This window comes from Gammaproteobacteria bacterium (assembly GCA_029882975.1).
GTDB lineage: Bacteria > Pseudomonadota > Gammaproteobacteria > SZUA-152 > SZUA-152 > JAJDNG01.
The window spans coordinates 19,844-46,137 of record JAOUJW010000030.1 but is presented as its reverse complement, the minus strand read 5'-3'; the positions used below and the strand labels follow the sequence as shown (position 1 = coordinate 46,137).

The window sequence follows — 26,294 nt, the reverse complement described above, 5'->3', positions numbered from 1 at the left end:
ACTGTGCCCGGTTCCGGAGAAGGCAGTTATGTTCTGGTCCTTCGTTGTGATTCATCAATCAAAATCGCGGTGGGTGCCCTGGGATTGCTTACCTTTAACAAAGGTTACTATCTTTATGTAGGTAGCGCTTTTGGTCCGGGAGGATTAAAAGCGCGCTTGAAACACCATCTTGGTCAAAGTAAAAATCCGCATTGGCATATTGATTATCTGCGAAAAGAATGTGAGATGGTGGAAATTTGGTGGTGTGAAAACCCATTGCGGTTGGAGGATCGGTGGGTGCGGCTATTGGAGCAGCTAGGTTATCGTTCTCCTCATGCCGGATTCGGTTCCTCGGATTCACGCTCCTACAGCCATCTTTTTCATTCGGAGCAGGAGCCCCCCTTTGCATTATTTGAACGGCAAATGGCAGATGGATGGGTAAGTTGTTGGCGGTTAGCAGAGATTCCGTAAAATCTATTTATCAGCCAATTGTTTTGCGATACGCATTTGCTTTTCCCAATTGCCGTAGGCTTGTCCCTGCGCGGTGATTTCCAGCAGCTTCTTTTGAGTTTGTGGTGTCAGTGAACCGGCCGCACTGCTGCGAAACGGTGTGCCGGGTAGTGGCATAAAGGTGTGATTGTGTATTCTGGCCCCCATGTCTATCAAATTTCGAGCTAATTCCAGCGTGGCGTTAACATCTGCTGCGGTTTCCCCCGGCAATCCGAAGATAAGATCCACATTGGGTTTAAAATTGTATTTCACACAGAGTGTAACCGCATCCAGGATAGACTCTACACTGTGGCCTCGGCGGCACAGATCCAAAACCGATTGTGATCCCGATTGTGCACCGATGATTAAATTGTCATTGTCTACATATTGCTTTAATAGGGCTAGTACCCTCTCTGTGACATGTTCCGGTCGTACCTCGGAAGGAAAAGTTCCATAAAACAAACGCCGTTGTGGGCCAATTTCCGCTCGAACCGTTTGCAGCAGTTGTTCCAGGGCTTTAAAATTCACAGATTCATCGCTGGATCCATAGGATAAAGCTGTGGGGGTAATAAACCGATAGTCACGCAGACCGGCTTGCACCATAATTTTTACGGTTTCTATGATCCGTTCTATGCTGCGGTGCCGGAATCGGGCTTTGTTAATATGAGGCGTTTGGCAGAAACGGCACGCATAGATACATCCTCGAGTAATTTCTATGGGTCCAAATTTTCGTAATCCTGTTGGGCATGCAGGAAACGCATCCAAATCCACCACTGCGCCTTTTTTATTTTGTATGTATTTACCACCTCTATCGAAACTATTAATGCCTTGTAGCGTGTTTACGGGCTTGTCACACAGCATGGCGTTCATAAACTCACAAATAGTCTGCTCGCCTTCACCTACCGCAACAAAATTGAAACCTGTTGCCAAGACTTCCAGGGGAACAGCGGTTGCATGAACACCCCCAGCTAAGTGAATAACGTGATTTGAAGTGGTATGGGAGTGGATAAATTGTAATTCTTGTTTAATAGTTTCGAAATCGGGTGAGTAAAAAGACCAGGCAACAACAATTTTTTTAAATTTGGCGCCATTGTTATTGATGATATCCAATAATTTTTCTTTGTTGGGAGGAAAGGCAAGGGTGATTTGCTTTAGTAAACCTTTCTTTTCCAAAGCTGCGGTGAGTACATTAAACGCGTATCGAGCGGTTTTGCGGTAATAAAATACCAACAGTACAGAGTCAGGTGTCGTTAGTTTGGTGGTCATGATTGTTGGTTGTAACTTTATGATTATAAAACGAAACCATTAATAAATGCTGACATGGTAAAGCATTATAAGTGGTATCGCGCGAATTGATAAGAGTCTGTTGCTGTATAGTTTAAACATGAAGGGTAACGGGTTTTAAAGGACTGGTCCTGAAGGTTAAAGCGAGAAAGGAAATATCAAAGGGCTGGTAAGGAGAAGAAAAAAATAGAGGGCGACAAAGAAGGCAAAATCAAAAATCGCCGCTCTATTTTAAGTTTCATCATTGCAATGACAATAACTACAAGTACACATTTACTAATGTAGTTGTAGTGCATTTTAGTAAAAATAAAACTTACGTCAAGTTAAAATGCAAAATTAGTTCAATACACATCACTATTATTCCTTTTTAATGGTAACCATTGTCGTTTCAATCATGGTTTCACTCACTATTCCACTGCTTGTTACCCTGTTTGTTTCAATAACGCATCGTTTCGCTTTATCTCATCATTGGGATTACTAGCGGTAACTTCCAAACTTAGTCGGGTAACGCTGCTTTCTATATGAATGAAGATGCTCGTTTGATTTTTTGAACGTGTTTAATTGTCTAATGGACTTACATTGGTGGATTGTTAAGAAAATTTGAAAAACACAGATCAGACCAGCGTCCTTGATTACCAAAAGGTAAAAAACTATATACCAAAGTAAAAGATTGAGTTGAAAGTTTTAGATTCGGTAAATAGTTTTGGATACGGAGGGGGACAAGGCTCGGCAAGGAGATATTTTTGTATGGTTTGCGAGTGCGCAGCTGTAATGGGGGAGAGTGAATTCGGCTTGTCTTGCTCGACGCAGCACAAACCGGTGAGTAAGGCGGGTGCGGGGTTTTAACGGTTTTCCTCGCCACTGGCTTTGGATTTAGGTTTTACCTCGATCAGTTTGCAGGAGACTTCATATTCACCCTCGGTTTTCATATTGCAGCGGATAATTATACCTTTGGCAAGAAATTCGGGTACCAATCGGTTTTGTCCGGGTTTCAGCATAATGGTGATGTTGATGTTTTTCAGCAACGGTTCTTTGCATTTCATCTTGATTCCGGTAGCGGAAAAATTCATTAATGTGGCTACATGCCATTTCTTTGAACTGCCCAGGGCATAGATAACCGGGCATTCTGTGTCAATGCGGGGGAACCAACGTTTATCTTTTTCTTTGTCGTTCATTGCGTCTGTGGCTCTGATGGATGCAAGTAATTATAACATCTATATATTTTAGTTGAGAGTGTGAAAAATGGTAATACTCAAAAAGCTTATTGTGCTTCCAAAGTAATAGTCATAATGGTTGGGTGGGTGTTAACTCGGTGTCGAGAGATGTTATCGAGGTTTTCCTGCAAAGGCAGGTTCTGCCAAAAGAATGAGCTTGGATTTTTTCAGGCGGTCTATCATCAATTCCGTCTGACGGGCATTATTACGAATATAAATGGTGTACAAACCAATATCGGTTGGGCCATTGGCAATTTGAGCCTTCATATCCACCAATAATTCACGAATGTCTTTCTGTGTCGCAGTATCCGCGAATACCACATTCATCACTTCGACGTTATTGCCCTCTGCGCTGTCGGGTAAACTATGGGGGAACCTAAAAACGGCCAATAGGCTCAAAAGTACAAATTGCAGTCCAATAATGGCCCAGGCGACTTTAGGAGAGGAGAAAACATAAAGAAAATACTCTTTTGAAAACTTCTCCGGTCGATAGTCGTCATCGTAATTTTGCAAATCTCTTTCTACACGTCGAATCTCTTGGCTTTCCGTTAATGGAATTGCCGGTTTTATCGGTTGTTCCGGTTCCTTTTGCGGTTCCGGTTTTATTTTTGGAGCAGCGGGGGCGGATTTATTCAGATCCAGGGTTTTGAACAGTTGTTCTAACTGTTTTAGGTCCACGGATTCGGTATGGCCGATGATAGAGTCCAACTCGTAAAATTCCATATATTCTTGCTTCAAAACCGAGTTTTGCTTTAAAGCCTGACCAAAGACCCGACGGTCGTTTTCCGACATGGCGCCGTTAATATATAGAGGAACCAGTTCCTGTAATTTGCTCACTTTCATTTAGTGCTATCCAATACCAAGTTTTTTTTGTAGGCCAGTTTGGCGGTAAATACATCGGTTTTGACCTGTTGCAAGGGCAGATTGAGTAGTTTGGCAATATCAGGATATGTGGTGTGTGGCATCAATATGAGCCCTAGAATTTCTCGGTGGTAGGGGTCGAGGTTGCGAAGCGCTTCCCGTTGCCAGGTTTCCTGGTCAATAGTGTCCGTAATGGTGTTGTTATATTCTGAGTTCTTATGTTGGGAGATCAATTCCTTGACGTCGGGATGTTCCATTTTTTGTTTTGCTATGGAGCGGGCGATACCCAATATCCAAATAGAAACTTTTAGGGTTGGGCGGTAGTTTTTTGCATTTTTCCATACATTTTGATAGGTTTCTATGAATGCTGCGTCAATGACAGTGCGAACTTGCAGCATATTACTTAGGTAGTTGTACACTTGCGGGGATGAAAAATCATATAACTTCTTAAAAGAAACGGCGTCTCCACCTGAGCTTCTGCGAAGCAGGTCTATTTGAACCATTTCTTTGGCGGATGGGTTAGTTTTCATACATCTCTCGCTGCAAAAAAATACAAAACCGCTTTCTAGTGGTATTGTGATACGAAATCCATATTTTATATGCTTTTACGATTAATGCCACATTTTCAAACGGCAAATTCCAGACCTTGTACATTCAAAGGAGGAAAAGCGTGTACATAACCTTAGTCTATGTTGAAGTCAAGCAAGGGCATATCGATGATTTTCAGCAGGCCTGCAAATTAAATCATGAAGCGTCCATTAAAGAGCCCGGAAATGTGCGTTTTGATATTTTGCAGTCCAGTGAAGCGCCGCACCAGTTTGTGCTCTATGAGGCTTATGCGAGCAAAGCGGCCGCGGCAGCACATAAAGACACGCCACATTATTTACGTTGGCGTGAGACAGTGGCGGATTGGATGGCAGCGCCGAGAAAGGGTGTGAGCTATACAGGCCTTTATCCGGAAATACCGCAATGATCCCAACATTTTCCACCAGCCATTTACCCGGCCTGGATTTTGGTTGTGGGGTTTTTCAAAAAACCGCGACCGTGGTACAACGGTATGGTCAGCGGGTGTTGCTGGTCACCGGCGGTCGATCTTTTCAAGAATCGAAAAATTGGTCAAAATTACAAGAGCTTGCAGCTCAATCGTCATTGTCAATGAAACATTTTCAAGTTATGGGGGAACCATCACCCCAATTGGTTGATTCCGCAGTTCAGCAGTTCAAGTTTGATGAAATCGATGTTGTGTTGGGTATTGGCGGTGGTAGTGCACTGGACGCCGCCAAAGCCATTGCCGGCCTATTGCGTTTAAACCATTCGGTTATGGATTTTTTGGAAGGGGTGGGTCCGGAAATACCTTATCCGGGGCCTGCCGTACCTTTTATTGCTTTACCAACCACCGCAGGAACGGGCAGTGAAATGACCAAGAATGCGGTTTTGAGTGTGGCGGGGAAAAACGGTTTTAAAAAGTCCTTTCGCGATGAAAAACTGATGGCGCAGCAGGTCTTACTGGATCCGGATTTACTGAGTACGTGCCCTGCCGGTGTAATAGCTGCCAATGGTATGGACGCTTTGACCCAGCTATTAGAGTCCTATGTATCGATTAAAGCCAACCCTTTTACCGATGCTCTGGCGCTGAGTGGTATGTTGTCGGTGCGACAGGGTTTGATTCCTTGGTTTGCCGCGGGGCACGCCCATATTGAGGCACAGACCCACATGGCATATGCCTCTATGCTTTCCGGAATCACTTTGGCTCAAGTGGGCTTGGGGTCTGTTCATGGTTTGGCGTCACCGCTGGGGGCTTTTTTTCCTATCCCGCATGGGGTGGTTTGCGGCACTTTGGTAGCGGAAGCGACCCGCGTAAATATTCAAGCCATGTTACAACGTGAACCCAACAATGATGCATTAAGTAAATATGCACATGCGGCAGAAGTTTTGTGTGGCAAGCGTTTTTCCAGCAAAGAAGCAGCCTGGGAAGCACTGATGCAATGTTTACAGGACTGGAAAGTGCAATTAGGGTTACCGGGGTTGGGGCAATATGGTGTAAGCGGCACCGATGTTGATGATTTAGTGAAAAACGCAAGAGGCAGTAGTATGAAGACCAACCCCATCGAATTGACGGATGAGGAAATCGGGGCCCTGATTTTGAGTTGTTTGTAATGGCGAGTTCTAAGGCCTACATCATGGAACTATCCATCGAGATGTATTTGGAATCCTGTCACTCTTTAAAGGGTAAGCGACAAGTTGTAAAAAGCGTGATTGATCGCCTGCGAAAAAATTATAATGCTTCCGTTGCCGAAATTGCCTTTCAGGATTCATGGCAACGTTGCTCCTTAGGCCTGGCAATGATCAGTAGTGATACTCAAGTTTTACAAAAACAGGCGCATACGATTGAAAACTTTTTACGGGACTGTAAGGACGTGGAGTTAATCCGTGTGGACAGTACTCTAATTTAGAATCGCGGTTTATGTGAGGCCGAAAACTATGGCGCGAAAACTATGGCGCGAAAACTATGGCACGAAAACTATGGCAGGCAAGTTAAGAGATTAAACTCATGATACAAGAGGAACTTTCACTTCACACCCGCGGCAGAGGGACTTACGACATTACTCGGGAGGTACAGGCGGTAGTGTTGCAGTCAGGCATCTCCACCGGACTGTGCCATGTGTTCGTACATCATACCAGTGCTTCGCTCATGTTGTGTGAAAATGCTGATCCCACGGTACGTCGGGATATGGAAGCATTTATGCAAAGACTGGTGCCGGATGGAGATAGCTTGTTCGAGCATGTGGATGAAGGGCCTGACGATATGCCTGCTCACGTTCGAACCGTATTAAGTGGTACGGGCTTAACAATACCGGTGAAACAAGGGCGTTGCAGTTTGGGAACTTGGCAGGGGGTTTATCTTTGGGAGCACCGGATCCAGCCCCATCGGCGCAGGATTACCGTTACGGTCAGCGGATAGGGCAGTGGAGGAGAGCGGCTATTCTATGTAGTAAAATTCCATTTCTATTCCGGCAATGCTAATCACGTCTTTCTCGCTAAGCGGTCTGGCTTCGTTGCTGAGCTTGTGGCCGTTGATTAAGGGCATATCACTGATCCGTCGGTTTTCTGAATGGTCTAATCCCGAAATGGTGTACCCTTTATCTCCGCGGGTAATCTGAGCCAATTTCTTGCCTTGATAGCCGATGGTACTGAAACGCTTACGCATCTCTATACCGCCATTACCCAGAGGATCGTGAACTTTTCGTAAGCCTCCCAACGGTTGGCCTCTCATATTCACGGCTTCTTGGTTCATATCCCAATCCGGTAATACTATTTGGGTTTCATCAATTTCCGCTTTCACAAACATGGTGGGTTCATAGGCGGCTTTTTCGTCATTCATGAAAGTGAAAAGGTGGTGTCCCACTTGAATGACATTACCGTGTTGTAACACAGCCTGAACAATATGGTTACCATTAACCAAGGTGCCATTGGTGCTGCCCAGGTCTTCGACAATAGTGTTTTCGGTGCTATTAATAATCAGCGCATGGCGCCCGCTCACTGTCAGGTCGTTCAGCTGAATATCATTTTCGTGCTTGCGACCGATCGTAATGGACTCTTTATCAATCACGTATTCCTTAATGATTTCCCCGTCTAATGTGAGAATGAGTTTGCTTGCCATAATTTAAAAGCCTGTATTAGCTATATTTTGCCAGAGCTTATTGTACCCCTGTCGGATTTTGGTAAATCCCCGTTGTCGTTGGACTCACTTTTTTACAAAAAGTGCCTGTCCAAATCTCCAGTCGTCGTTTCCGAGATCATAGTATAACAGTAGTGGACTTACTGAAAAACAGAAGATTCCGCTTCCATGGCTTCATTCGTGCTTCGATATTGTTCGAACATTTTTTTGTTTCTTGCTAACTTGTAGGCGTCATTACCGGAAATTTGTTTACTGTCCAATAATCTGCGCAGGTTTCGGTCCAGGGTTTGCATGCCCTGGACGGATCCGCTTTGGATGACATTCTCCAGCTGTTCTGTTTTCCCCTCCCGGATCAGGTTTGCAGTTGCCGAATTATTAATCAACACTTCAGCAGCCGCCACCCGGCCTTTACCGTCCGCTGTTTTGATCAATTGTTGAGATATTATACCGCGTAGGGAGGTGGACAACATGGTACGGATATAGGGTTCTTCGCCCGGATTAAATGCGTTTATGATGCGATCAATAGCAGCTGCTGCACCATTGGTGTGCAAGGTTCCTAACACCAAAATTCCCAATTCTGCGGCGGTAATGGCGAGACCAATAGTTTCCTGGTCACGCATCTCACCCACCAGGATGACATTGGGATCTTCCCGTAAAGAACAATGCAGCGCATCCACAAAGCTGCGGGTGTGTTCGCCCACTTCACGCTGGCTCACCAAGCATTTTTTATTTTTATGGACAAACTCCACGGGATCTTCAATGGTTATTATGTGACCATTTTTATTGCTGTTAATATAATCGATCATGGCGGCCATCGTTGTGGACTTTCCCGAGCCTGTTGGACCGGTGGTGAGGATGAGTCCTTTGGCTTGTTGAGCCAGTGCTTTTACCACCGGGGGTAAATGCAATTGTTCCAGTTGAGGAATTTCCATGGGGATAGCTCGGAACACACCCCCTAATCCGTCGTTGTGTTTAAACACATTGACGCGAAACCGAGTGTTTCCCGTTGGAGTGTAGGAATAGTCCACATTACCCCTTTTTTTTAATAACTGAATGTGACGCTCAGTCATGGTATTGAACAGCAGCTCTTGGGTCTCCGACGGGCTGAGCTGACGATATTTAATCGGATGGATATCGCCAAAAATCCTCATTCGGGGCACGTTTCCGGCGATCAAGTGCAGGTCCGAACCGTTTTGCTTGATTAAAAGCTCCAGGAAGGTATCCACTCGGTTCATGATATCCGTAGACTCCGTTTAGGTTTAACCATTTGTATCAAATGCTACGTTCAACTCAGTGCCGCGTTTGTCTGTGGCAACAAATCAGAGTTGGTGACAAAGCGTTGAAATTGTTGTTTATCCACTGCATGAATATAGGCATCATCGGGATCAATTTGTTTTTTTACGACAGCTTCCATCAGGGCCTGATCCATCAGTTGCATGCCTTTTTCCTTTCCGGTTTGTATCATAGCCGGGATTTGGAATACTTTACCGCCGGCTATCAAATTGGATATAGCGGGCGTATTAATGAAAATCTCAGTGATGGCTTTGCGATTGTGTCCATCCGTCGTCTTTAGTAATTTCTGGCTGATAACGCCACGTAAATGTTGCGCAAGAAAATTGGCGGCCTGTTGTTTTAGCTCTGTGGGCATAGCATCAATGATGCGGTCGATGGACTTGGAGGCTGAAGTTGTATGCAAGGTACCCAGGACCAGATGCCCGGTTTCTGCGGCAGTCATGGCCATGAGAATGGTTTCCGGTTCGCGCAACTCACCTATGAGAATGACATCAGGGTCCTCGCGTAAGGCGGCACGTAAACCTTCAGTATAATTATCCACATGGGTGCCGATTTCCCGTTGCACCACGAGAGACATTTTACTCTCGTGTACGTGCTCAATGGGATCTTCCAAGGTAATAATATTGAGACGACGTCTGTTGTTCATCTCATTGATCATAGCGGCCAGTGTAGTCGACTTGCCCGTACCGGTGGATCCGGTGACCAAAATGAGGCCCTGGTGCTCATTGAGAAAATTATGTACTACTTGAGGTAAACCCAGATTGGAAAGTAGAGGGGTTTTATCCGGTATGACACGAAATGCGGCGCCGATACCACCAACCTTTTTGAAAATACTGACTCGAAAGCGTCCTGCGTCATCACTGGCATAGGAAAAGTCTAAATCGTGGCCATCCTGAAATTCTTTTAGCTGATCATCAGAGAGAATTTCAAAAATCAGATTTTCCAGTTCTTCGCCACTGAGCTCACGGTACTTGACGACTTGGAGTTCACCATTACGACGCACTAATGGTGGAGAATCGATGGTCAAATGTATATCCGAACAGCCTTGATTTCTTCCCAATTTTAAAAACGCGTCCACTCTGGCCATCAGGCTTCCTCCAATACCTGTTCTTCTAACTCGCTGTACAATGCATCAAAGGATTGATACCGCGCCTCCGGTTCGGCGGCGAGAGATTTTAAAATTATTCTTTCCAAAGCGTGAGAAATTTCCGGGTTCTGGTCTCTAGGGGGCACCGGGTTGCCTTCCACATGTTGGAACATAATACTCATTGAGTCTTCACCGGTGTAGGGTGGTTTACCGGTTAACAGTTCGTACATAATAATCCCCAGGGAATAAATGTCCGTACGGGAGTCTATGTTTTTGCTGCGGACTTGTTCAGGCGCCATGTAACTGGGTGTTCCCACTAAAATGCCGGTTTTGGTCAAGCGTCCTTCCGCCTTACTGGCGGCAGCGGCAAGGCCAAAATCAACAATTTTAACTTGATCATTTTTGTTGATAAGGATATTCCCCGGTTTTAGATCTCTGTGCACGACATTGACCTTTTGAGCAGCCGCCATTCCCAGGCAAATTTGTTTTAAAATATTCAGTATTCTTTGTTGTTCGCTGATAATGCCACGGTTAACTTCATAGGTGAGGGAGTGGCTGGGAAAATATTCCATAGATATGGCGTAGTTCTTTTCGTGAGTGACGAAATCGTAGATCCGAATCACATTGGGATGAGTGATTTTCCGTGAATAGCGCAACTCATGGGTAAAACGCTTAATCACATGTTCATCGCTGGCAACGTGGGGATTGAGAAATTTCAAAATGAATTGATCGCATACAATGGTGTCCTCTACCAGTACCACCACACCAAATGCCCCTTTGCCCACTTGTTTAATGACCCGATAACGATCGGAAAAAACATCACCGGCTTTTAACAGGGCGGCGTCGATAAGGGGGGGGCGTGACGTTTTGATCTTGACTTCGTCCGTGGTTTTCTTTTCGAAATCGATAAGTAAGCTTTCTTTGGTCCCTTGTTGCAGACCGAAGCGTTCCGCCAGGGTTAGAATGGTGCTGTTTGCCAGCGTGCGAATCTCCGGGTCTTCCGCCGCTATGATTTCGGTAATTGCATCTTGAACGTCCACCACATGCGCTCTGTCGGTCAGAGTACCCAGTGCTTTCAAGGCTTCCTTTTGGGTATGGTCATTGCCGTGTTTCAATTGTTTGATGACAGAACCGATGACACGGCGGTCACCGATTTTAGCCAAGGCTTTGACCACGATATGACCGGCTTCAGGCATCGCTTCCATCATGCGCAACAACGGTGCCACGGCTCGCTTGTCTCCCATGGCGGCAAGGGCGTCCACCGCACGTTCTCGTACCCACCAATCATCGTCGTCCAGCGCTTCCACCAGGCGATCAAAAGCTCGAATGTCTTTGCTGTTATTGAGTATTTCCACTGCTGTACGGCGTAGAAACTCGTCCGGTTCTTTTATTAACTCCAGTACGGCGGAAAATACTTTGGGGCCGCCAATGGAGCCCAAAGCGTCTGCAGCACGTACTTTTACCCACCAATCGGCGTCACGTAGAGCATTCAACAAATCTTTGATCGCATTTTGGTTGCCCACTTCATTCAGCACTTCCACTGCCGCCCGGCGTACATATTCGGAGTCATCCCGAAGTACATCAATTAGGTATTGCACCGTATCCGGTGCGTTTATCTGCACCAGTGTGTCAATGGCGGTGGCTTGCACAGTCAGATCCGGGTCTGTCAGCATTTGACAAATCACTTCTGTGGTGTCGAAGGATTTTAACTTGGCCAAACTTTTGAGTGCGGCTTCGCGTACGGTTTTCACCGGATCATTGAGCATTTGTACCAGAGTATTGCGTGATTCCTGCGTGTGAAACGTGGCTATAGTCTTAGCCAAAAATGCCCGTACCATCGGTTCTTGGCAATTGGTGCGGGAAATTAATGTGGGTAGGACATCCAGGGTTAAGTTCTTACTGATTAATTTATACAGTATTGGGCGCTGTGAACTGGTTGCTTTATCCAACTTACGCACCAGTTGCGTGGTGTCTAATTTACTGCTGTGGGAATCCAGTATTTCCGCCAAGGCGGATAATGAAACGCTGGAGTCTTCGAAGAGATGGAATAGTTGATTCGGGTCATAGTTTTCACCGAGAGACAATATTTGGGTAATGCAGTGAACGATACGCGGGTCGGGATGGGACAAAGCCGGAACATAGAGTTCTAAGGTTCGGGGCTTAAGCATGTTTTGTAATAGCGATTCCAATAGAGGCTGGTTCTTGGCTAAAACGGTGGCTTCGATCAGTTTCGGGATAACGATTTCTGTTTGGGCATTGCGTAAAATCTGCAAGGCTTTCTTATATTTTTCACCAGACGCATTGGTTTCTTCCACCAGGGTGTTGATAGCTTTATTGACTTTATAACTGGAGATCAGGCTCATGGTCTAGGTTACGTTCATCGTATTCAATCGCTGCGTTTTCTGCGGTTGCATTTACATTCTTCCCGCCGGGTTTTGTCCGGCAAGGGCTTTTACCCGCTAAGGGCTTTTACCGTTTTGCGGGCAAACAGGCAAAGACGGTTTCTTTCCATTCCCTATTGGAAACGGTAGAAGTCAGAATGGTTTATACAGAACGCCCCGGTGGACTCAAAAGAGATATCTCTTTGGAGGTTTTTGTTTGCCAGTCGTTCTCTATCCTTGCCGACTTCCAGGTAAAGCCCAATCCAGTTTCCCCAGGCTACCCAATAATTGTACTAATTTTAACCAATATGGTCATTATAATCCTATCAGGAATAGATACGATACTTTTACGATTGGATTTTTTCAATCTGTTGGTTTTTCCAGATATTATACTGTTTTTATTGTTGCTAACCATGAGTTTCCCGTTTGCGGGCTTAGTTGGTGACTTATCTGGCTGTGTGTGCGAAACTATGATTTTAAATTATGGTATATCAAGTCTCGCTGTTATATTAATTCTAGATAAAAAGTCTTATTATGCAATCATATCGTGTGTTTGGATTATTTCTGTTTTTGTTAACCACCGTTGCCTCTGCCGGAGATTTTGAAACGGCCAGCGCTGCTTATCAGGAAGGAAACTACCTCAAGGCGAGAGCAATGTTTGAACAACTGGCTCAAGAGGGTGATGTCAAAGCGCAGGTCAAGTTTGCGCAAATGCTCGATAAGGGTCAAGGTGGGGCGAAAAGCTATAAGAAGGCGATTTTGTGGTACCGCCAGGCTGCGGTTAGGAGTTATCCGGAGGCTCAGTACTACATGGGAGTGAAATACATTAATGGCCATGGGGTACCAAAGAACGAAATTGTGGCTTATGCCTGGTTTGCCGTGGCACTGGATAATGGTTATGCCAAAGCCGCGCAGCCGTTAAAAGTACTTAATACCACCATGGAAAGTGCAGCCAGACAACAAGCTTTACAACTGGCGGGTGGGCCTTTAGCCGCAATAACCCACATGACGCCGCAAACACAGGAAGCTAAACCCAACACTGCCGACACAGAAAACTCTCGCTCCGATTCCAGCAGAAAGTCTCGGCGTTCCAGGTATTAATAAAGCTTCAATGGGCGAATATCTGGGGGCTGGCCATAGCGGATGAAAAGCTTTTAGCGAGCCCTTAGCGGGTGAAAAGCCCTTAGCGGGATGGGGCGGGTTGTGATTTTTTGGTCGATCTGGATTGCGGGTCGCGCCGGATGGTTTTTCGACGGTCTTCCGTCACCAGGAAGCCGTGGGTATCTACATAAGGGTAGGGATGCCCACAATTACCCGCACGCCGCTCGTTACCGGTCCGTTGTTCAATGGTTTGCGGTTTACTGGCCAATGTGGTCCCCAAGGTTATTTTGCGACCAGTATTGTAATGCAAAGCTGATCCGGTGAGCAACCGTAATGCCGGAGTTGTGGCTGTAGATGCCCATTTATTGATCTAAATCGTTATTTGAGTGGTTAAGTAAAACGTTTCTTGCAGGTGACATGTGGATAATTTGTTGGCAAATCCAGCGGTACAGTCGGCAGTGTTGCCAATGGTGTTGGCCTTGGCTTGGGTTTTTGGTTTCAGGCACAGGCCCATCTGGGCCGGCTTGGCGGGTTTGCTGGCTTTTGGCATAACCGTTTACTTTGTGAACGGAATGCAATGGTTACCCTTGACCTCAACCCGCAAAATCATTATCTCGGCAGGAATATTCGCCATCTTGGGTGTTTTGTGGGACTGGATCCAAACGTGGCGGGAAACAATACAGAAAAACAATCCAACTGTTCGTTTTGGTTTGACTGTTTTAATAGCACTCATTGCTTTGACCTGGGTGTTGTGGCCCTTATTACTGCGGTCTCTGCAATGGCATCATGGCGTGCTGTTCCTGTTTGTCGCTTGGCAGGTGTCGGCGCAGGAGCTTTTGAGACACAGAAAGGTAACCGTCACAGCAACGATTAACCCGGTGGCTTTGGGTATAGGTGTTTCTTTGGTGTGTTTATTGGGGGCCAGTGCTTTGTACGGACAGTTGGCCACACCGTTCAGTGTGGTGGTCGGTGTTTGGTTATTGTTTTATTTATTGAAAAAAACTGGCGCCGATTTGCCGACTGGCCTATATTTACCGGCAGTCATGGTTCCGGCGATATTGGCCGCAGCAGCGACAGTATATGCCAGTTTGCCTCTGTCCAGTTTGGCATTCATTGCATTGATACCGTTGATGGCCTATATTCCCCTGGCGCCAAATTTATCCGTATGGATAACTCTTCTGTTACACGGACTGCTGGCCTTGATACCGGTTGGAGCTGTTGTAATTTATTTGTTGTTGCAGGCTAGTCAAGAGTCTGCTTACTATGGTTAAGCAAAGTGCTATGGTTAAGCAAAGTGCTATGGTTAAGCAAAGAGCTATGGCTGAGCAAAGAATTGCGGTTTGGCTGATATGACAAGGCAGGTATTGAAATAATATTTTTACCTGGTGTTTAAAGTGCGTTCGATAAATTTGCTTTCAAAAGGAGATGTTCCATATGGTTAGATTGTCCACTGTGTTGGGTTTGTTATTGGCTATGGTCAGCGCGAATGCATTTTCGGCCGGCTACACGATCGATCCCGCGCATACATATCCACATTTCAAGATAAGTCATCTGGGTTTTTCTACCATGCTGGGGCGGTTTAACGTGTCTTCAGGAAAACTGACCATGGATAGAGCCAAGGGTACCGGTTCCGTGGAAATTGAAGTGGACGTAAACTCCATTGATACGGGGCATGCCAAACGCGATAAACATCTACGTTCGCCGGATTTTTTTAATGTGGCGGAGTTTCCTAAAATGACCTTTAAGTCCACCAAAGTGAACATTAAAAAAGACAACAGCGCAGTGGTTAAAGGGAATCTTACATTGATGGGAATTACCAAACCGATAACTCTGAACGTGAAAAGCATTAACTGTGGCGTCCATCCTTTTTCCAAAAAAGACGTTTGTGGCTTTGATGCTACAGGATCTTTCAAGCGTTCGGATTTTGGTATGAAATACGGTTTACCCGCCATTGGTGACGACGTGACACTGATCATTGAAGCGGAAGCCGGCAAGGACTGATACGCTTTAACATTGGCCGGGCCCCTGGGCCCGGTCAGATTCAGGCAATCAGTAGTTGGTTAAAAGGTTGTACTTGAACGGTAGATCCTGCTTCCAAACCGTCACAGGATTCCGGCAAAATGATAAAGCAGTTGGCTTTGCTCATGGAACTGAGTATGCCGGAGCCTTGTTCTCCACAAACCCGTACCTGCAACTGACCGTTCCGGCTGTGCTCCATAATTCCTCGTTGAAATTCCATTCGCCCCGGTACTTTTTTAATAGCCGTAGAACAAGGTAGTTCCAGGGCTATGGCCTCGGTTTGAGGTTTGCCACTGAGTGTATTTAGTGTTGGTAAAACAAACTGGTAAAATGTCACCATGGTAGACACCGGATTGCCGGGCAGTCCGAAAAAAAGGCATTCATTGATGCGGCCGAAAGCCAGAGGCTTGCCCGGTTTCATAGCGATGCGCCAAAAGTTAACCACACCGAGTTTATCCAGAGCTTGCTTGACGAAATCCGCGTCACCAACCGAAACACCGCCGGAGGTGATGATGACATCGGATTGTGTCGCGGCTTGCAGTAACGCCTTTTCAGTTGCCGCCTGATTGTCGGGTATGGTGCCCAAATCCAAGATTTCCGCCCCACAGCGTTTCAACATGCCATACAAAGTATATCGATTACTGTCGTATATTTGACCTTCCTGTAAGGGGGTTCCGACACTTTGCAGTTCGTTGCCGGTGGAAAAAAACGTGACCCGGACCCGGCGAAATACCCGAAATTCATTGATCCCCAGGGAAGCCAACAGTCCCAATTCTGCCGGGCCAATACTTTGGCCTCGCTGTAGGACAACACTGTCTTTGGCAATATCCTCACCGGCATGACGTACGTTTTGGCCAGGTTGGTGACAGGGATTAAAGCGAATACGATCATCTGACCGTTGTACGTGTTCCTGCATAATAACGGTATCGGTTCCTGGAGGCATTTTTCCGCCTGTCATAATGCGGGCACATTGGCCCCGCTGAATCTCGCCGCTATAGGGTGAACCCGCCATCACCGTGGCGACGACTTGAAGGTCAATAGCGGCGTCACTGGCAGGTTCGCTAATGAGATCGTCAGCGCGGACTGCATAACCATCCATGGCGGAGTTGGTATAAGGCGGTACTTCCATGGGAGAGTGGATAGGGTCGTAAACCACACGATTAAGACCGTCTCGTAAAGCGAGTTTTTCCCACGTTGGAACCGGTTCCACCTGAGACCTTATTTTCTCTAATGCGTGTTTGACGCTAAGGCTGTTGGGATCGTGTTCATCCATGCAGCTGGGGTTGGTGGGGACAGGTTGCTTAGTACTCATAGTTGCTTAGTACTCATAGGTGAGGAGTTCGGTTCACTATTTTAGTTGCCAAAGGAGGGAATAATAACCGGCACTGTTGCAGATAACAACGTTGCAGGCCGCACAATAACGGTACTGATAACAGATAGGAACGTCAGGGATCGTGGCGTCATGTCTCTGACGAAAAGTAAGCAGGGTTATATAACTGCGTCTTTCCACTCGCCGGTGTAAAGAACTTTATAGCCGTTGTTGCTTTTCACAATTTTATACGGACCACCAAAGCGTGTTTCCCAGGCCTGACGGATATCTTTTGCGGTTTCAACCGTTTCGCTCCAAACGGAATACGGTCGTGTTTCGCTGGATATCAATTGGTCTGTCATACCATGACTCGCAGGGCCGTTGGGAGCTGCGATCTTCGGCGCTTCCGGTAAATACATCCAATGCGTCGGTTCGCATTTATTGCGTCGTTCATGGGTAAACCAAGCCGTATTATCGTACCAGGCTCGGAAACAACCGTCGCCAGGTGCATAGGCGAGAACATCTTCAGATGTCACGGGTAATTGATCGGTAACACTGATCCAATTCATGTGAAAACTCCAGCTTTAGTGTTGCAGAGTAAATCAGAAATCCAGTGGGAACTCTTAGATCAAATACAGTGCATTTTCTGACCAAGGTTCCAAAAATGAAACAGCGGAATTAACTGTCTTATAATTTAACACCGTTTAAGAGGCTACTTCAAACTTTTTTATGAACACGTCACCTGTTATCATTAATGTGGAATTAGATGAATTAAAAATGATAAAGCCGCTTTACTCGATTTCAATCAGTACTTCATCTGGGTTAACGTTTTCACCTTTGGTCACATAGATTTTAACCACCTTCCCTGCAATAGTGGCTTGGATTTCTGTTTCCATTTTCATCGCTTCAGTGACCAAAACCGGATCACCCGCTGCAACGGTATCGTTTTCCTTGACCAATACATCCACTATAGTGCCAGGCATGGAGGTGGTGACATGGCCAGGTTTGGTGGCTTTGGGTCGACTACTGCCTTTGCTGTGTTTTCTCAGTTCTGTCGGTGGTGGTGCGCCATTGGAATAAAGCGCCAATTGATCCAGAGTCTCCACCATGATTTCTTCCGGAAAGCCGTCAACGTTAATATAGAAAGCGCGTTTGTCTTCGGATTGATGTCCGGTCCCATTGACCTTAATGTGATAGCTTTCACCGTGGAGCACCACATTAAATTCCGTGGCTGCCATGCAATAGTCCGGTGCGGAGTCTGAGCCGGGAGGTAGCAGGGGTTCCGGCTCCAAGGTACCGTTTTGACGCTGTTGCAAAAAATCGCGACCGATTTCCGGGAACATGGCAAAAATCAGAACGTCATCGTCGTTTTGTGCCAGGTCCTTTATTTCCGCACGCAGATTCTGCATTTCCGGGTCCAGCAAATCCGCAGGGCGGCAATCGATAATATCCGCATTACCAATCGCTTGTTGCTGCAAAGATTCGTTAACCTGCCCGGGCGGTTTACCGTAACGGCCTTGCATATACAATTTAACTTCATTGGTGATGGTCTTGTAGCGTTTGTCCGTGAGCACATTGAGTACGGCCTGAGTCCCCACGATTTGGGAAGTGGGGGTGACCAGCGGCGGGTAACCCAGATCTTTGCGGACTCTGGGGATCTCCGCCAATACCTCGTTCATACGGTTTAAAGCGCCTTGTTCCCGCAATTGATTGGATAGGTTGGAAATCATCCCCCCCGGCACCTGGTTGATCTGAACCCGAGTATCGACCCCCGTATATTCACTTTCGAATTGGTGGTATTTTTTGCGTACGTTTTGAAAATAAAAACCAATTTCCTGCAAGGAGCTCAAATCCAGGCCGGTATCATAGAGAGTGCCTTTTAAGGCGGCGACCATGCTTTCCGTAGGCGGATGGCTGGTGCCGCCCGATAAGGTGGAAATAGCCGTGTCAATATGATAGCAGCCCGATTCGATGGCTTTGAGTTGACACATACTGGCTAATCCGGATGTGGTATGGGAGTGCAGGTGTACCGGAACTTTAAGTTCCGCCACCATGGCTTTGACCAACTTTTCTGTAGCATCCGGTGTCAGCAGACCCGCCATATCTTTAATGGCGATGCTGTCAGCTCCCATTTTTTCCAGGGCCAGGGCCATTTCCACAAAAGTGTCGATTCCATGGACTGGGCTGGTGGTGTATGAGATAGCGGCTTGCGCATGTTTGTTTTCTATTTTCACCGATTCAATAGATACTTGCATATTCCTAATGTCGTTCAAGGCATCAAAGACTCTAAACACATCCACGCCATTACTGGCAGACTGTTTTACAAAGGCCTTAACCACATCGTCGGAGTAATGGCGGTAACCCAGCAGATTTTGGCCTCGCAACAACATTTGTAAGGGGGTGTTAGGCAGATGTTCCTTTAGCTGTCGTAAGCGATCCCAGGGATCTTCTTTTAAAAACCGAATACAAGCGTCAAAAGTGGCACCACCCCAAACCTCAAGGGACCAGAAGCCGATGCTGTCCAATTTGTTACAGATAGGAATCATGTCTTCAGTTCTCATGCGTGTCGCCAGCAGAGACTGGTGTGCATCGCGCAAAACGGTGTCAGTGATGTGTACTTTTTGCATTATTGGTTCTGAACTCCCTTGGTTGTCTTTGTTTACCTGCCGTTACAATCCCATGTGTGCTGCCAACGCTGCGGCAATGGCCGCAGCGATATGGCGTGAGGATCGACGAACGGAGTAGTTCACCAGTTCCGGGTGAGCCTCAACAAATCCGGTGTTGAATTTCCCCGTGCGAAATTCTGCGGATTTGAGGATTTCAATTTGGTAGGGGATAGTGGTTTTTACCCCGTAAACCCGAATGTCGTTTAACGCGCGAATTGAGCGATCCAACAGTGCATCCCAATCCAATGCCCAAACGGTCAGTTTGGCACACATGGAATCGTAATAAGGTGGGATGTCATAACCGGAGTAGATAGCTGCATCCGTACGCACACCGGGACCTCCGGGAGCCAGATACCGGGTCACGCGTCCGAAACTGGGTAGAAAATCGTTTTTGGGGTCCTCTGCGTTGATACGGAACTCCATGGCGAACCCCCGTCGTTGGATGTCCTCCTGTCCGTATCGCAACTGCAATCCGGAGGCGATGCGAATTTGTTCCTGGACGATATCGATGCCGGTAATTTGTTCGGTCACCGTGTGTTCCACTTGCAGACGTGTGTTCATTTCCATGAAGTAGAAGCTTTCCGTGTCGTCCATAAGAAACTCCACTGTGCCGGCATTCTCGTAATTCACGGCAGTGGCGGCTCGCACGGCTAAATCGCCCAAGGTTTCTCTTTGCTTTTGATTTAACTGGGGCGAGGGGGCGATTTCAATGAGTTTTTGGTGGCGTCGCTGGATGGAGCAGTCCCTTTCGAATAAGTGCACTACTTGACCGTGTTGATCAGCCAGGATTTGCGCTTCTATGTGTCGTGGGTTATCAATGCATTTTTCAACGAAAATATCAGTGCTGCCAAAGGCTTTGCTGGCTTCCGAAATGACCCGGGAAAAATTACGTTGTAAGGCTGCCTCGTTTTCACAGCGGCGAATACCGCGTCCGCCACCACCGGCTGTGGCTTTTAACATTACCGGGTAGCCGATTTTGGCGGCTACCGTTTTGGCCTCATCCACGTTAGCCACATTGCCTTCACTGCCTGGGATGACGGGAACTCCGGCGGCGATCATAGCCTGGCGAGCCTCAATTTTGTTGCCCATTTTACGAATGACTGCTGCGCTGGGGCCAATGAATCGCACCCCGCGTTTGGCGCATATCTCTGAAAGTAAGGGGTTTTCCGACAAAAACCCATAGCCGGGATGGAGACCGTCACAACCGGCTTCCACCGCCAAATTGACGATACGGTGGGCATTTAGATAGCCCGCGACACTATCCGGCCCGAGGCTGTAGGATTCATCGGCTTTTTTTACGTGAAGAGAATAGCGATCTGCGTCGGTGTAGACGGCCACGGATTTTATGCCCATTTCAGCGCAGGCGCGTGCAATTCTGACGGCAATTTCCCCGCGGTTGGCTATCAGTATTTTTTTAATCAATGGCCACCTTTCCTTAACTCTTAATTACCGGCAAGTCTTAAACAAATGAAATTATAGACCCAAATGTGCAGAATATATCAATAAGTAATTGACCAAGCACAAAAAATCAACACATTGGATATAGCCATTCAAATTATAATGAAATGACGTAGAAAATTAACTGTTTGTATTAAAAAAGAGTATGGGAATTTTTATAACCAAAATTGCGGTTTTGCGCCAGTCCGTAAACCCCATTCCCACAAAATTTTCTTTGTGGGAGACACAATGTGTGAACTCATCCAAATAAAGAATTTTGACAAAGGTTTTAATTGCTTATACCATTGCGCGTTTATGTTGAAGCAGCTCCCCGAGCTTATAGAACCGCTGCGATTGGCGGAAAAGCACCGAGTCCTCAAAGGCGAATTGCCGCTGTCGAGAATGGATCGACTGGCAGATTTCCTGCTGGATTCTTCGGGCACAGTGGCGATCGACTTGGAATTCAGCATTGACGCAAACCGTTGGTCAGTGGTGAAAGGCAAGGTAGAGGCGCAACTGATGTTGCAATGCCAACGTTGTATGGAAGCTATGGAATATCCGCTGCGGCTTCGGGTGAACTTGGGTATAGTATCATCTGCGGATTTGCCCCGCCTCCCCGAACAGTATGAGCCTTTGTTGCTGGATACTGAACAACTGGCATTAATAGACATAGTAGAGGATGAATTAATCCTGGGTTTACCTGATGTGGCGTCACATAAGCCGGGAGACTGCGAAGTTAAGGCAGCAGGCGGAAAATCCGGGAAAGGCGGCAAGGTTCGCGGCGGCAACCGTACGGGTGGCACCGTTGAAATCAATGCAGGCGCCGCGACAGAAAGTCCGGGTAAGCCCGAACGGGAAAACCCTTTCAAGGTGTTGGAGCAATTGAAATCCAACAAGAAAGATAAAGATTAAACATGTTTTGTAAGTATTAAGAGGAAAATCTGATGGCGGTTCAACAAAACAAAAAGTCTCCTTCCAAGCGTGGTATGAGAAGGGCCCATGACGGACTGAAAAGCCGTGCATTATCCATCGAGGCCACGACGGGTGAGACGCACTTGCGTCATCACATCAGCCCTGATGGCTACTACCGTGGCCGAAAAGTCGTTGCCGGCAAAAGCGACGATTAAGATTGGGTAATATTTGTCCAGCTCAGACTCATCTTTAGGCAGCAGCCGTGCACGGACTGCTGCCCATTCCCAAATAAAATATAAAATAATTACAAGGTATTTATGACTGAATCCGTCACAATAGCCTTGGACGCAATGGGTGGCGACACCGGTCCAATGGTCACGGTGCCTGCTGCTTTGGATGTTTTGAAAGAAAATCCCCATATCCATATAATCTTAGTGGGGAGGGAGACTGTACTTCAGGAAGAATTGGCAAAACACAACTATTCCTCTGCTCGCTTGGAAATACTCCATGCCGAACAAACGGTGGAGATGGATGATTTACCTTCGCATGCCCTGCGAAACAAGAAAAACTCGTCTATGCGGGTTGCGATTAACCTGGTCAAAGAAGGGCGGGCCCAGGCTTGTGTTAGCGCCGGAAATACGGGAGCATTAATGGCTACAGCCCGTTTCGTGTTGAAAACCATCGCGGGTGTGGATCGACCGGCGATTATTGTGGCGTTACCGGCCGTAACAGGCCAGACCCATGTTTTGGATATGGGGGCCAATGTGGACAGTAGTGCAGAGAATCTGTTTGAATTTGCTGTCATGGGTTCGGTATTGACCAGCGCCGTAGAAAATATCGAGTCGCCTACAGTGGGCTTGCTCAATATTGGCGAAGAGGAAATGAAAGGGAACGAGAGGGTGAAGGAGACCACACGTTTGCTGGCTGCCAGCAACCTTAACTACATCGGTTATGTAGAAGGTGATGATGTTTACAAAGGCAGTGCGGATGTGGTGGTATGTGACGGATTTGTGGGGAACGTCTCCCTGAAAACCGCTGAAGGCGTGGCCGCCTTAATCAGCCATTTCATGAAACAGGAATTTAAACGCAATTGGTTTACCAAATTGGCCGGTTTGATTGCATTACCGGTCCTCAAAGCCTTCAAGAATAAAATAGATCCTCGTCGGTATAACGGTGCGACCTTAATCGGTTTGCGGGGCATTGTAGTCAAAAGTCACGGTGGTGCGGATAAAACCGCGTTTGCATATGCGATTCGCGAAGCAGTTATACAAGTGGAAAAAAATGTACCCGCCCGCATCGCCAAACAATTGGAAACGGTATTGTCAGAGAGGCAAGCGGTTTGAAATATTCAAAAATTGTGGGAACCGGCGGCTATCTGCCGGAAAAAGTGCTCACGAACCATGATCTGGAGCAAATGGTAGAAACTACTGATCAATGGATTACGGATCGTACCGGCATTAAGAAACGCCATGTCGCAGCAGACAATGAAACCACCTGCGATTTGGCGGAGAAAGCAGCTCGAGCGGCTATTGAAGCGGCCGGGTTGATTCCCACGGATATAGACCTGATTGTTTTAGCGACCACTACACCCAATCAAGTGTTTCCCAGTACCGCTTGCTTGTTACAGCAACGGTTGGGGATTCATGGCTGTGCGGCCTTTGATGTTCAAGCGGTATGTACCGGTTTTGTTTACGCCCTCGGTGTGGCGGACAAGTTTATTCGTACGGACAGTGCGACCAATGTACTGGTCGTGGGGGCAGAAACCTTATCTCGAATTGTGGATTGGAGCGACCGCTCTACTTGTGTTTTGTTTGGAGATGGTGCGGGCGCTGTGGTGCTGCAGGCCGGCGATGAGCCGGGCATTTTGTCTACCCATTTGCATGCGGATGGACAATACAAAGATTTATTAACCGTACCTCACGGTGTATCCGATGGCTACGATAAAGTCATTAAGGGTGAGGCATTTATTAAAATGCAAGGTAATGAAGTGTTCAAGATGGCGGTCAACACCCTGGGTCGCATCGTCGATGAAACCTTATCGGCAAATAAAATGGCAAAATCCGATGTGGATTGGCTGGTGCCACACCAAGCCAATATACGGATTATTGCAGCGACAGCGAAAAAATTAAAAATGTCTATGGATCATGTTGTGGTAACTGTGCAAGAACATGGCAACACCTCCGCTGCATCAGTGCCTTTGGCTTTGGATGTGGCTATCCGCGATGGCAGGATTAAGCGTGGTGATACTGTGTTACTGGAAGCTTTTGGTGGTGGTTTCACCTGGGGCTCCGCCTTACTACGATATTGATGGCGCACGCTGTTCAATAAAAAGAATTTAATAAGCAGGATAGAGAAATATGTCATTAGCATTTGTATTTCCCGGGCAAGGGTCACAGTCAGTCGGCATGTTGACGGCTTTGGCGGAACAATTCCCTGTGGTTACACAAACCTATGAGCTTGCTTCCCAGGTGCTTAACTATGATTTATGGGATGTGGTTCAGAACGGGCCGGTTGAGAAGCTCAACCAAACCGATGTAACGCAACCCGCTATGTTATGCGCCGGTGTTGCTGTTTGGAGAGTGTGGCAGGAAAAACAAGGTCCACAACCCACCGTCCTGGCAGGACACAGCTTGGGTGAATATACTGCCTTGGTTTGTGCTGGTGTATTGGAATTAAAAGATGCGGTTGCCCTGGTGGCGGATCGCGGCCGTTTCATGCAGGAAGCGGTTCCTGCCGGTGAGGGCGCGATGGCTGCTATTATCGGCTTGGAAGACGCACAGGTGATAAAGGCCTGTGAGGACTCAACACAAGATGAAGTGGTGCAGGCGGTAAATTTTAATTCTCCGGGACAGGTCGTAATTGCCGGTAACACGGCAGCAGTGGAACGCGCAGTAGAGGCGTGCAAATCCGCAGGCGCCAAACGGGCCTTGGTACTACCCGTTAGTGTTCCATCCCATTGTCAATTGATGGAGCCGGCAGCGCACTATTTGGCGGAACGATTGCGAAATATTAGTTTTAACTCTGCTGCAATCGCTGTCATCAACAATGTTGATGTCAGTGTGAGCAACGAGGCGGACGAAGTAAAAGACGCTTTGGTGAGACAGTTGTGTAATCCGGTACGTTGGGTTGATACAGTGAATAAAATGGCTGCTGATGGCGTCGATACCATTGTGGAATGCGGTCCGGGTAAGGTATTAATGGGGTTGAACAAACGCATTAATCGTAAAGTCAATAATTTCAGCGTTTTTTCACCCGAGAGCATTGATGAAGCCATAGTAGCGCTGGGATAGAGCGGATAAGAGCAGCGCCGGGTGGATAAGAGCAGCGCCGGGCGGATAAGTACAGAGGGGAGAAATATGGGATTGGATAATGAAATTGCATTGGTTACGGGAGCCAGCCGCGGTATTGGTCAGGCTATTGCCTTAAAACTCGGCCAAGGCGGAGCTATCGTGATTGGTACAGCCACCAGTCAATCCGGAGCAGATGCTATTAGTGCCTATTTGGAGCAGGCAGGTATTAAAGGCGCCGGGTTTGTCCTCGATGTCACCAGTCAGGCGTCAGTGGATGCGGTTTTGCAGCAAATACAAGAACAGTTTGGCGCACCCGGCATTCTGGTCAATAACGCCGGCATTACGAAAGACAATTTACTCATGCGCATGAAGGATGAAGAATGGCAGGCCATTATGGATACCAATCTCACCTCTGTATATCGGTTGAGTAAAGCTTGCTTAAAGACCATGATGAAAGCGAGGGCTGGGCGTATCATTAGCATTAGTTCTGTCGTGGGAGCGTCCGGGAATGCAGGCCAAACCAACTATGCAGCAGCTAAAGCCGGTTTGATCGGTTTTACCAAATCATTGGCACGTGAAGTGGGGTCCAGAGGTATAACCGTTAATGCTGTGGCACCGGGTTTTATTGATACCGATATGACCAAGGCTTTACCAGAGAAGCACAGAGAGGCTTTATTAAAGGATATTCCTCTGAGTCGCCTGGGGCAACCGGAAGAAATTGCGGCTGCTGTAGCGTTTTTAGCGTCGTCTGATGCCGCTTATATTACCGGTGAAACCATTCATGTGAATGGTGGAATGGTTATGAGCTGAGCACTTTTTGCCGCGAAAAGTCAAAAAAAATGATATATATCAAACAGATGTTGTGATTGTTTAGAGTCTGTTTGAAAGATAAATTAACTTGTAACTAACCCCGGTTTTCAATAGAATACCGTCCGCAGCTAGAACTAGATTCGCTGTTATTTTAACTATTGGGAGGATTTGTCCAAAATGAGCACCGTTGAGGAACGAGTAAAGAAAATCGTTGTTGAACAACTAGGCGTTAAGGAAGAAGAAGTAACCAATGAGTCTTCCTTCGTCGATGACTTGGGTGCAGACTCCCTTGATACAGTGGAATTAGTCATGGCACTTGAAGAGGAATTTGAAACTGAAATTCCTGACGAAGATGCGGAGAAAATTACCACCGTACAGCAGGCAACTGATTACATCAATAAAAACCTAAGCTAACTGACTTGGGGATTCAAACCAGGGGCCGCTTGATCGCGCTAGTGATCGCGGCCTTTTGTATTTTGGCGT

28 protein-coding genes are annotated in these 26,294 nt (G+C 46.9%); 15 read left to right on the top strand and 13 right to left on the bottom strand.

Annotated elements, in window-relative coordinates; all coding sequences use genetic code 11:
• Positions 1 to 3 precede the first annotated feature (3 nt).
• Complete coding sequence (locus OEY58_18240; protein ID MDH5327397.1) at positions 4 to 450, top strand: GIY-YIG nuclease family protein; 447 nt, start codon at positions 4 to 6, stop codon at positions 448 to 450.
• Positions 451 to 453: 3 nt separating this feature from the next.
• Here OEY58_18240 and OEY58_18235 read toward each other — a convergent pair whose 3' ends face one another.
• From OEY58_18235 to OEY58_18220, 4 genes are all read right to left on the bottom strand, one after another.
• Positions 454 to 1,734: a TIGR04013 family B12-binding domain/radical SAM domain-containing protein gene (locus OEY58_18235; protein ID MDH5327396.1), complete on the bottom strand. Its 1,281-nt coding sequence runs from the start codon at positions 1,732 to 1,734 to the stop codon at positions 454 to 456.
• An 860-nt stretch (positions 1,735 to 2,594) separates the two neighbouring features.
• Positions 2,595 to 2,927, bottom strand: a complete 333-nt coding sequence (locus OEY58_18230; protein ID MDH5327395.1) for a PilZ domain-containing protein — start codon at positions 2,925 to 2,927, stop codon at positions 2,595 to 2,597.
• Between the two features lie 150 nt (positions 2,928 to 3,077).
• Entirely contained in the window at positions 3,078 to 3,809 is a 732-nt protein-coding gene (locus tag OEY58_18225; GenBank protein ID MDH5327394.1) for a hypothetical protein, read from the bottom strand.
• Positions 3,806 to 4,357 carry a DUF1776 domain-containing protein gene (locus OEY58_18220; protein ID MDH5327393.1) on the bottom strand — a complete coding sequence of 184 codons (552 nt, stop codon included), beginning with the start codon at positions 4,355 to 4,357 and terminating at the stop codon, positions 3,806 to 3,808. Before OEY58_18220 ends, OEY58_18225 begins: the two co-directional genes overlap by 4 nt.
• A 140-nt stretch (positions 4,358 to 4,497) precedes the next feature.
• On the opposite strand from OEY58_18220, the gene OEY58_18215 reads away from it, so the two are divergent.
• The 4 genes from OEY58_18215 (at position 4,498) to OEY58_18200 (ending at position 6,789) form a co-directional block, all read left to right on the top strand.
• Positions 4,498 to 4,800: an antibiotic biosynthesis monooxygenase gene (locus OEY58_18215; protein MDH5327392.1), complete on the top strand. Its 303-nt coding sequence runs from the start codon at positions 4,498 to 4,500 to the stop codon at positions 4,798 to 4,800.
• A complete protein-coding gene (locus OEY58_18210) occupies positions 4,797 to 5,984 on the top strand; it encodes an iron-containing alcohol dehydrogenase (protein ID MDH5327391.1) in 1,188 nt (395 codons plus the stop codon). Before OEY58_18215 ends, OEY58_18210 begins: the two co-directional genes overlap by 4 nt.
• Positions 5,984 to 6,280: a DUF503 domain-containing protein gene (locus tag OEY58_18205; GenBank protein ID MDH5327390.1), complete on the top strand. Its 297-nt coding sequence runs from the start codon at positions 5,984 to 5,986 to the stop codon at positions 6,278 to 6,280. The genes OEY58_18210 and OEY58_18205 overlap by 1 nt, the downstream gene beginning before the upstream one ends.
• A gap of 98 nt (positions 6,281 to 6,378) precedes the next feature.
• Positions 6,379 to 6,789, top strand: coding sequence for a secondary thiamine-phosphate synthase enzyme YjbQ (locus OEY58_18200; protein MDH5327389.1), 411 nt, complete (start codon positions 6,379 to 6,381; stop codon positions 6,787 to 6,789).
• An 18-nt stretch (positions 6,790 to 6,807) separates the two neighbouring features.
• Here OEY58_18200 and OEY58_18195 read toward each other — a convergent pair whose 3' ends face one another.
• From OEY58_18195 to OEY58_18180, 4 genes are all read right to left on the bottom strand, one after another.
• Positions 6,808 to 7,488 carry an FHA domain-containing protein gene (locus OEY58_18195; GenBank protein MDH5327388.1) on the bottom strand — a complete coding sequence of 227 codons (681 nt, stop codon included), beginning with the start codon at positions 7,486 to 7,488 and terminating at the stop codon, positions 6,808 to 6,810.
• A 158-nt stretch (positions 7,489 to 7,646) separates the two neighbouring features.
• Entirely contained in the window at positions 7,647 to 8,741 is a 1,095-nt protein-coding gene (locus OEY58_18190; protein MDH5327387.1) for a type IV pilus twitching motility protein PilT, read from the bottom strand.
• A 50-nt stretch (positions 8,742 to 8,791) separates the two neighbouring features.
• Positions 8,792 to 9,886, bottom strand: a complete 1,095-nt coding sequence (locus OEY58_18185; GenBank protein MDH5327386.1) for a PilT/PilU family type 4a pilus ATPase — start codon at positions 9,884 to 9,886, stop codon at positions 8,792 to 8,794.
• A complete protein-coding gene (locus tag OEY58_18180; GenBank protein MDH5327385.1) occupies positions 9,886 to 12,249 on the bottom strand; it encodes a HEAT repeat domain-containing protein in 2,364 nt (787 codons plus the stop codon). The genes OEY58_18185 and OEY58_18180 overlap by 1 nt, the downstream gene beginning before the upstream one ends.
• A gap of 552 nt (positions 12,250 to 12,801) precedes the next feature.
• On the opposite strand from OEY58_18180, the gene OEY58_18175 reads away from it, so the two are divergent.
• The gene (locus OEY58_18175) at positions 12,802 to 13,368 is read left to right on the top strand and encodes a sel1 repeat family protein (protein MDH5327384.1); all 567 of its coding nucleotides are present in this window, start codon (positions 12,802 to 12,804) and stop codon (positions 13,366 to 13,368) included.
• Between the two features lie 82 nt (positions 13,369 to 13,450).
• On the opposite strand, the gene OEY58_18170 is transcribed toward OEY58_18175, so the two are convergent.
• Entirely contained in the window at positions 13,451 to 13,636 is a 186-nt protein-coding gene (locus OEY58_18170; protein ID MDH5327383.1) for a hypothetical protein, read from the bottom strand.
• Positions 13,637 to 13,787: 151 nt separating this feature from the next.
• On the opposite strand from OEY58_18170, the gene OEY58_18165 reads away from it, so the two are divergent.
• Together OEY58_18165 and OEY58_18160 are read left to right on the top strand one after the other, a co-directional pair.
• Positions 13,788 to 14,639, top strand: coding sequence for a hypothetical protein (locus tag OEY58_18165; protein ID MDH5327382.1), 852 nt, complete (start codon positions 13,788 to 13,790; stop codon positions 14,637 to 14,639).
• Between the two features lie 163 nt (positions 14,640 to 14,802).
• Complete coding sequence (locus OEY58_18160; protein MDH5327381.1) at positions 14,803 to 15,369, top strand: YceI family protein; 567 nt, start codon at positions 14,803 to 14,805, stop codon at positions 15,367 to 15,369.
• 40 nt (positions 15,370 to 15,409) lie between these two features.
• Here the strand turns inward: OEY58_18160 and OEY58_18155 are convergent, their stop codons facing one another.
• The 4 genes from OEY58_18155 to OEY58_18140 form a co-directional block, all read right to left on the bottom strand.
• Positions 15,410 to 16,699 (bottom strand): molybdopterin molybdotransferase MoeA, encoded by a 1,290-nt coding sequence (locus tag OEY58_18155; GenBank protein MDH5327380.1) that lies wholly within the window; start codon positions 16,697 to 16,699, stop codon positions 15,410 to 15,412.
• Positions 16,700 to 16,875: 176 nt separating this feature from the next.
• A complete protein-coding gene (locus tag OEY58_18150) occupies positions 16,876 to 17,265 on the bottom strand; it encodes a DUF551 domain-containing protein (protein ID MDH5327379.1) in 390 nt (129 codons plus the stop codon).
• A gap of 222 nt (positions 17,266 to 17,487) precedes the next feature.
• On the bottom strand, positions 17,488 to 19,323 hold the full coding sequence (oadA, locus tag OEY58_18145; protein MDH5327378.1) for a sodium-extruding oxaloacetate decarboxylase subunit alpha: 1,836 nt from the start codon (positions 19,321 to 19,323) through the stop codon (positions 17,488 to 17,490).
• 42 nt (positions 19,324 to 19,365) lie between these two features.
• Positions 19,366 to 20,784, bottom strand: coding sequence for an acetyl-CoA carboxylase biotin carboxylase subunit (locus tag OEY58_18140; GenBank protein MDH5327377.1), 1,419 nt, complete (start codon positions 20,782 to 20,784; stop codon positions 19,366 to 19,368).
• A 264-nt stretch (positions 20,785 to 21,048) separates the two neighbouring features.
• Between OEY58_18140 and OEY58_18135 the strand changes: the two genes are divergently transcribed.
• From OEY58_18135 to acpP, 7 genes are all read left to right on the top strand, one after another.
• The gene (locus OEY58_18135; protein MDH5327376.1) at positions 21,049 to 21,711 is read left to right on the top strand and encodes a YceD family protein; all 663 of its coding nucleotides are present in this window, start codon (positions 21,049 to 21,051) and stop codon (positions 21,709 to 21,711) included.
• 32 nt (positions 21,712 to 21,743) lie between these two features.
• Positions 21,744 to 21,926, top strand: coding sequence for a 50S ribosomal protein L32 (gene rpmF, locus OEY58_18130; GenBank protein ID MDH5327375.1), 183 nt, complete (start codon positions 21,744 to 21,746; stop codon positions 21,924 to 21,926).
• Positions 21,927 to 22,028: 102 nt separating this feature from the next.
• On the top strand, positions 22,029 to 23,054 hold the full coding sequence (plsX, locus tag OEY58_18125; protein ID MDH5327374.1) for a phosphate acyltransferase PlsX: 1,026 nt from the start codon (positions 22,029 to 22,031) through the stop codon (positions 23,052 to 23,054).
• Entirely contained in the window at positions 23,051 to 24,019 is a 969-nt protein-coding gene (locus OEY58_18120; protein MDH5327373.1) for a ketoacyl-ACP synthase III, read from the top strand. Before plsX ends, OEY58_18120 begins: the two co-directional genes overlap by 4 nt.
• A 49-nt stretch (positions 24,020 to 24,068) precedes the next feature.
• Positions 24,069 to 25,001, top strand: coding sequence for an ACP S-malonyltransferase (gene fabD / locus OEY58_18115; protein ID MDH5327372.1), 933 nt, complete (start codon positions 24,069 to 24,071; stop codon positions 24,999 to 25,001).
• Positions 25,002 to 25,067: 66 nt separating this feature from the next.
• Complete coding sequence (gene fabG, locus OEY58_18110; GenBank protein ID MDH5327371.1) at positions 25,068 to 25,811, top strand: 3-oxoacyl-ACP reductase FabG; 744 nt, start codon at positions 25,068 to 25,070, stop codon at positions 25,809 to 25,811.
• Between the two features lie 177 nt (positions 25,812 to 25,988).
• Positions 25,989 to 26,225: an acyl carrier protein gene (acpP, locus tag OEY58_18105; GenBank protein ID MDH5327370.1), complete on the top strand. Its 237-nt coding sequence runs from the start codon at positions 25,989 to 25,991 to the stop codon at positions 26,223 to 26,225.
• Positions 26,226 to 26,294 lie beyond the last annotated feature (69 nt).

What these genes read in the sequence shown, in the direction of transcription:
- OEY58_18235 (MDH5327396.1), bottom strand. Translation starts at nt 1,734, where the DNA reads ATGACCACCAAACTAACGACACCTGACTCTGTACTGTTGGTATTTTAT.
- OEY58_18230 (MDH5327395.1), bottom strand. Translation starts at nt 2,927, where the DNA reads ATGAACGACAAAGAAAAAGATAAACGTTGGTTCCCCCGCATTGACACA.
- OEY58_18225 (MDH5327394.1), bottom strand. Translation starts at nt 3,809, where the DNA reads ATGAAAGTGAGCAAATTACAGGAACTGGTTCCTCTATATATTAACGGC.
- OEY58_18220 (MDH5327393.1), bottom strand. Translation starts at nt 4,357, where the DNA reads ATGAAAACTAACCCATCCGCCAAAGAAATGGTTCAAATAGACCTGCTT.
- OEY58_18210 (MDH5327391.1), top strand. Translation starts at nt 4,797, where the DNA reads ATGATCCCAACATTTTCCACCAGCCATTTACCCGGCCTGGATTTTGGT.
- OEY58_18205 (MDH5327390.1), top strand. Translation starts at nt 5,984, where the DNA reads ATGGCGAGTTCTAAGGCCTACATCATGGAACTATCCATCGAGATGTAT.
- OEY58_18200 (MDH5327389.1), top strand. Translation starts at nt 6,379, where the DNA reads ATGATACAAGAGGAACTTTCACTTCACACCCGCGGCAGAGGGACTTAC.
- OEY58_18195 (MDH5327388.1), bottom strand. Translation starts at nt 7,488, where the DNA reads ATGGCAAGCAAACTCATTCTCACATTAGACGGGGAAATCATTAAGGAA.
- OEY58_18190 (MDH5327387.1), bottom strand. Translation starts at nt 8,741, where the DNA reads ATGAACCGAGTGGATACCTTCCTGGAGCTTTTAATCAAGCAAAACGGT.
- OEY58_18185 (MDH5327386.1), bottom strand. Translation starts at nt 9,886, where the DNA reads ATGGCCAGAGTGGACGCGTTTTTAAAATTGGGAAGAAATCAAGGCTGT.
- OEY58_18180 (MDH5327385.1), bottom strand. Translation starts at nt 12,249, where the DNA reads ATGAGCCTGATCTCCAGTTATAAAGTCAATAAAGCTATCAACACCCTG.
- OEY58_18175 (MDH5327384.1), top strand. Translation starts at nt 12,802, where the DNA reads ATGCAATCATATCGTGTGTTTGGATTATTTCTGTTTTTGTTAACCACC.
- OEY58_18160 (MDH5327381.1), top strand. Translation starts at nt 14,803, where the DNA reads ATGGTTAGATTGTCCACTGTGTTGGGTTTGTTATTGGCTATGGTCAGC.
- OEY58_18155 (MDH5327380.1), bottom strand. Translation starts at nt 16,699, where the DNA reads ATGAGTACTAAGCAACCTGTCCCCACCAACCCCAGCTGCATGGATGAA.
- OEY58_18150 (MDH5327379.1), bottom strand. Translation starts at nt 17,265, where the DNA reads ATGAATTGGATCAGTGTTACCGATCAATTACCCGTGACATCTGAAGAT.
- oadA (MDH5327378.1), bottom strand. Translation starts at nt 19,323, where the DNA reads ATGCAAAAAGTACACATCACTGACACCGTTTTGCGCGATGCACACCAG.
- OEY58_18135 (MDH5327376.1), top strand. Translation starts at nt 21,049, where the DNA reads ATGTGTGAACTCATCCAAATAAAGAATTTTGACAAAGGTTTTAATTGC.
- rpmF (MDH5327375.1), top strand. Translation starts at nt 21,744, where the DNA reads ATGGCGGTTCAACAAAACAAAAAGTCTCCTTCCAAGCGTGGTATGAGA.
- plsX (MDH5327374.1), top strand. Translation starts at nt 22,029, where the DNA reads ATGACTGAATCCGTCACAATAGCCTTGGACGCAATGGGTGGCGACACC.
- fabD (MDH5327372.1), top strand. Translation starts at nt 24,069, where the DNA reads ATGTCATTAGCATTTGTATTTCCCGGGCAAGGGTCACAGTCAGTCGGC.
- fabG (MDH5327371.1), top strand. Translation starts at nt 25,068, where the DNA reads ATGGGATTGGATAATGAAATTGCATTGGTTACGGGAGCCAGCCGCGGT.
- acpP (MDH5327370.1), top strand. Translation starts at nt 25,989, where the DNA reads ATGAGCACCGTTGAGGAACGAGTAAAGAAAATCGTTGTTGAACAACTA.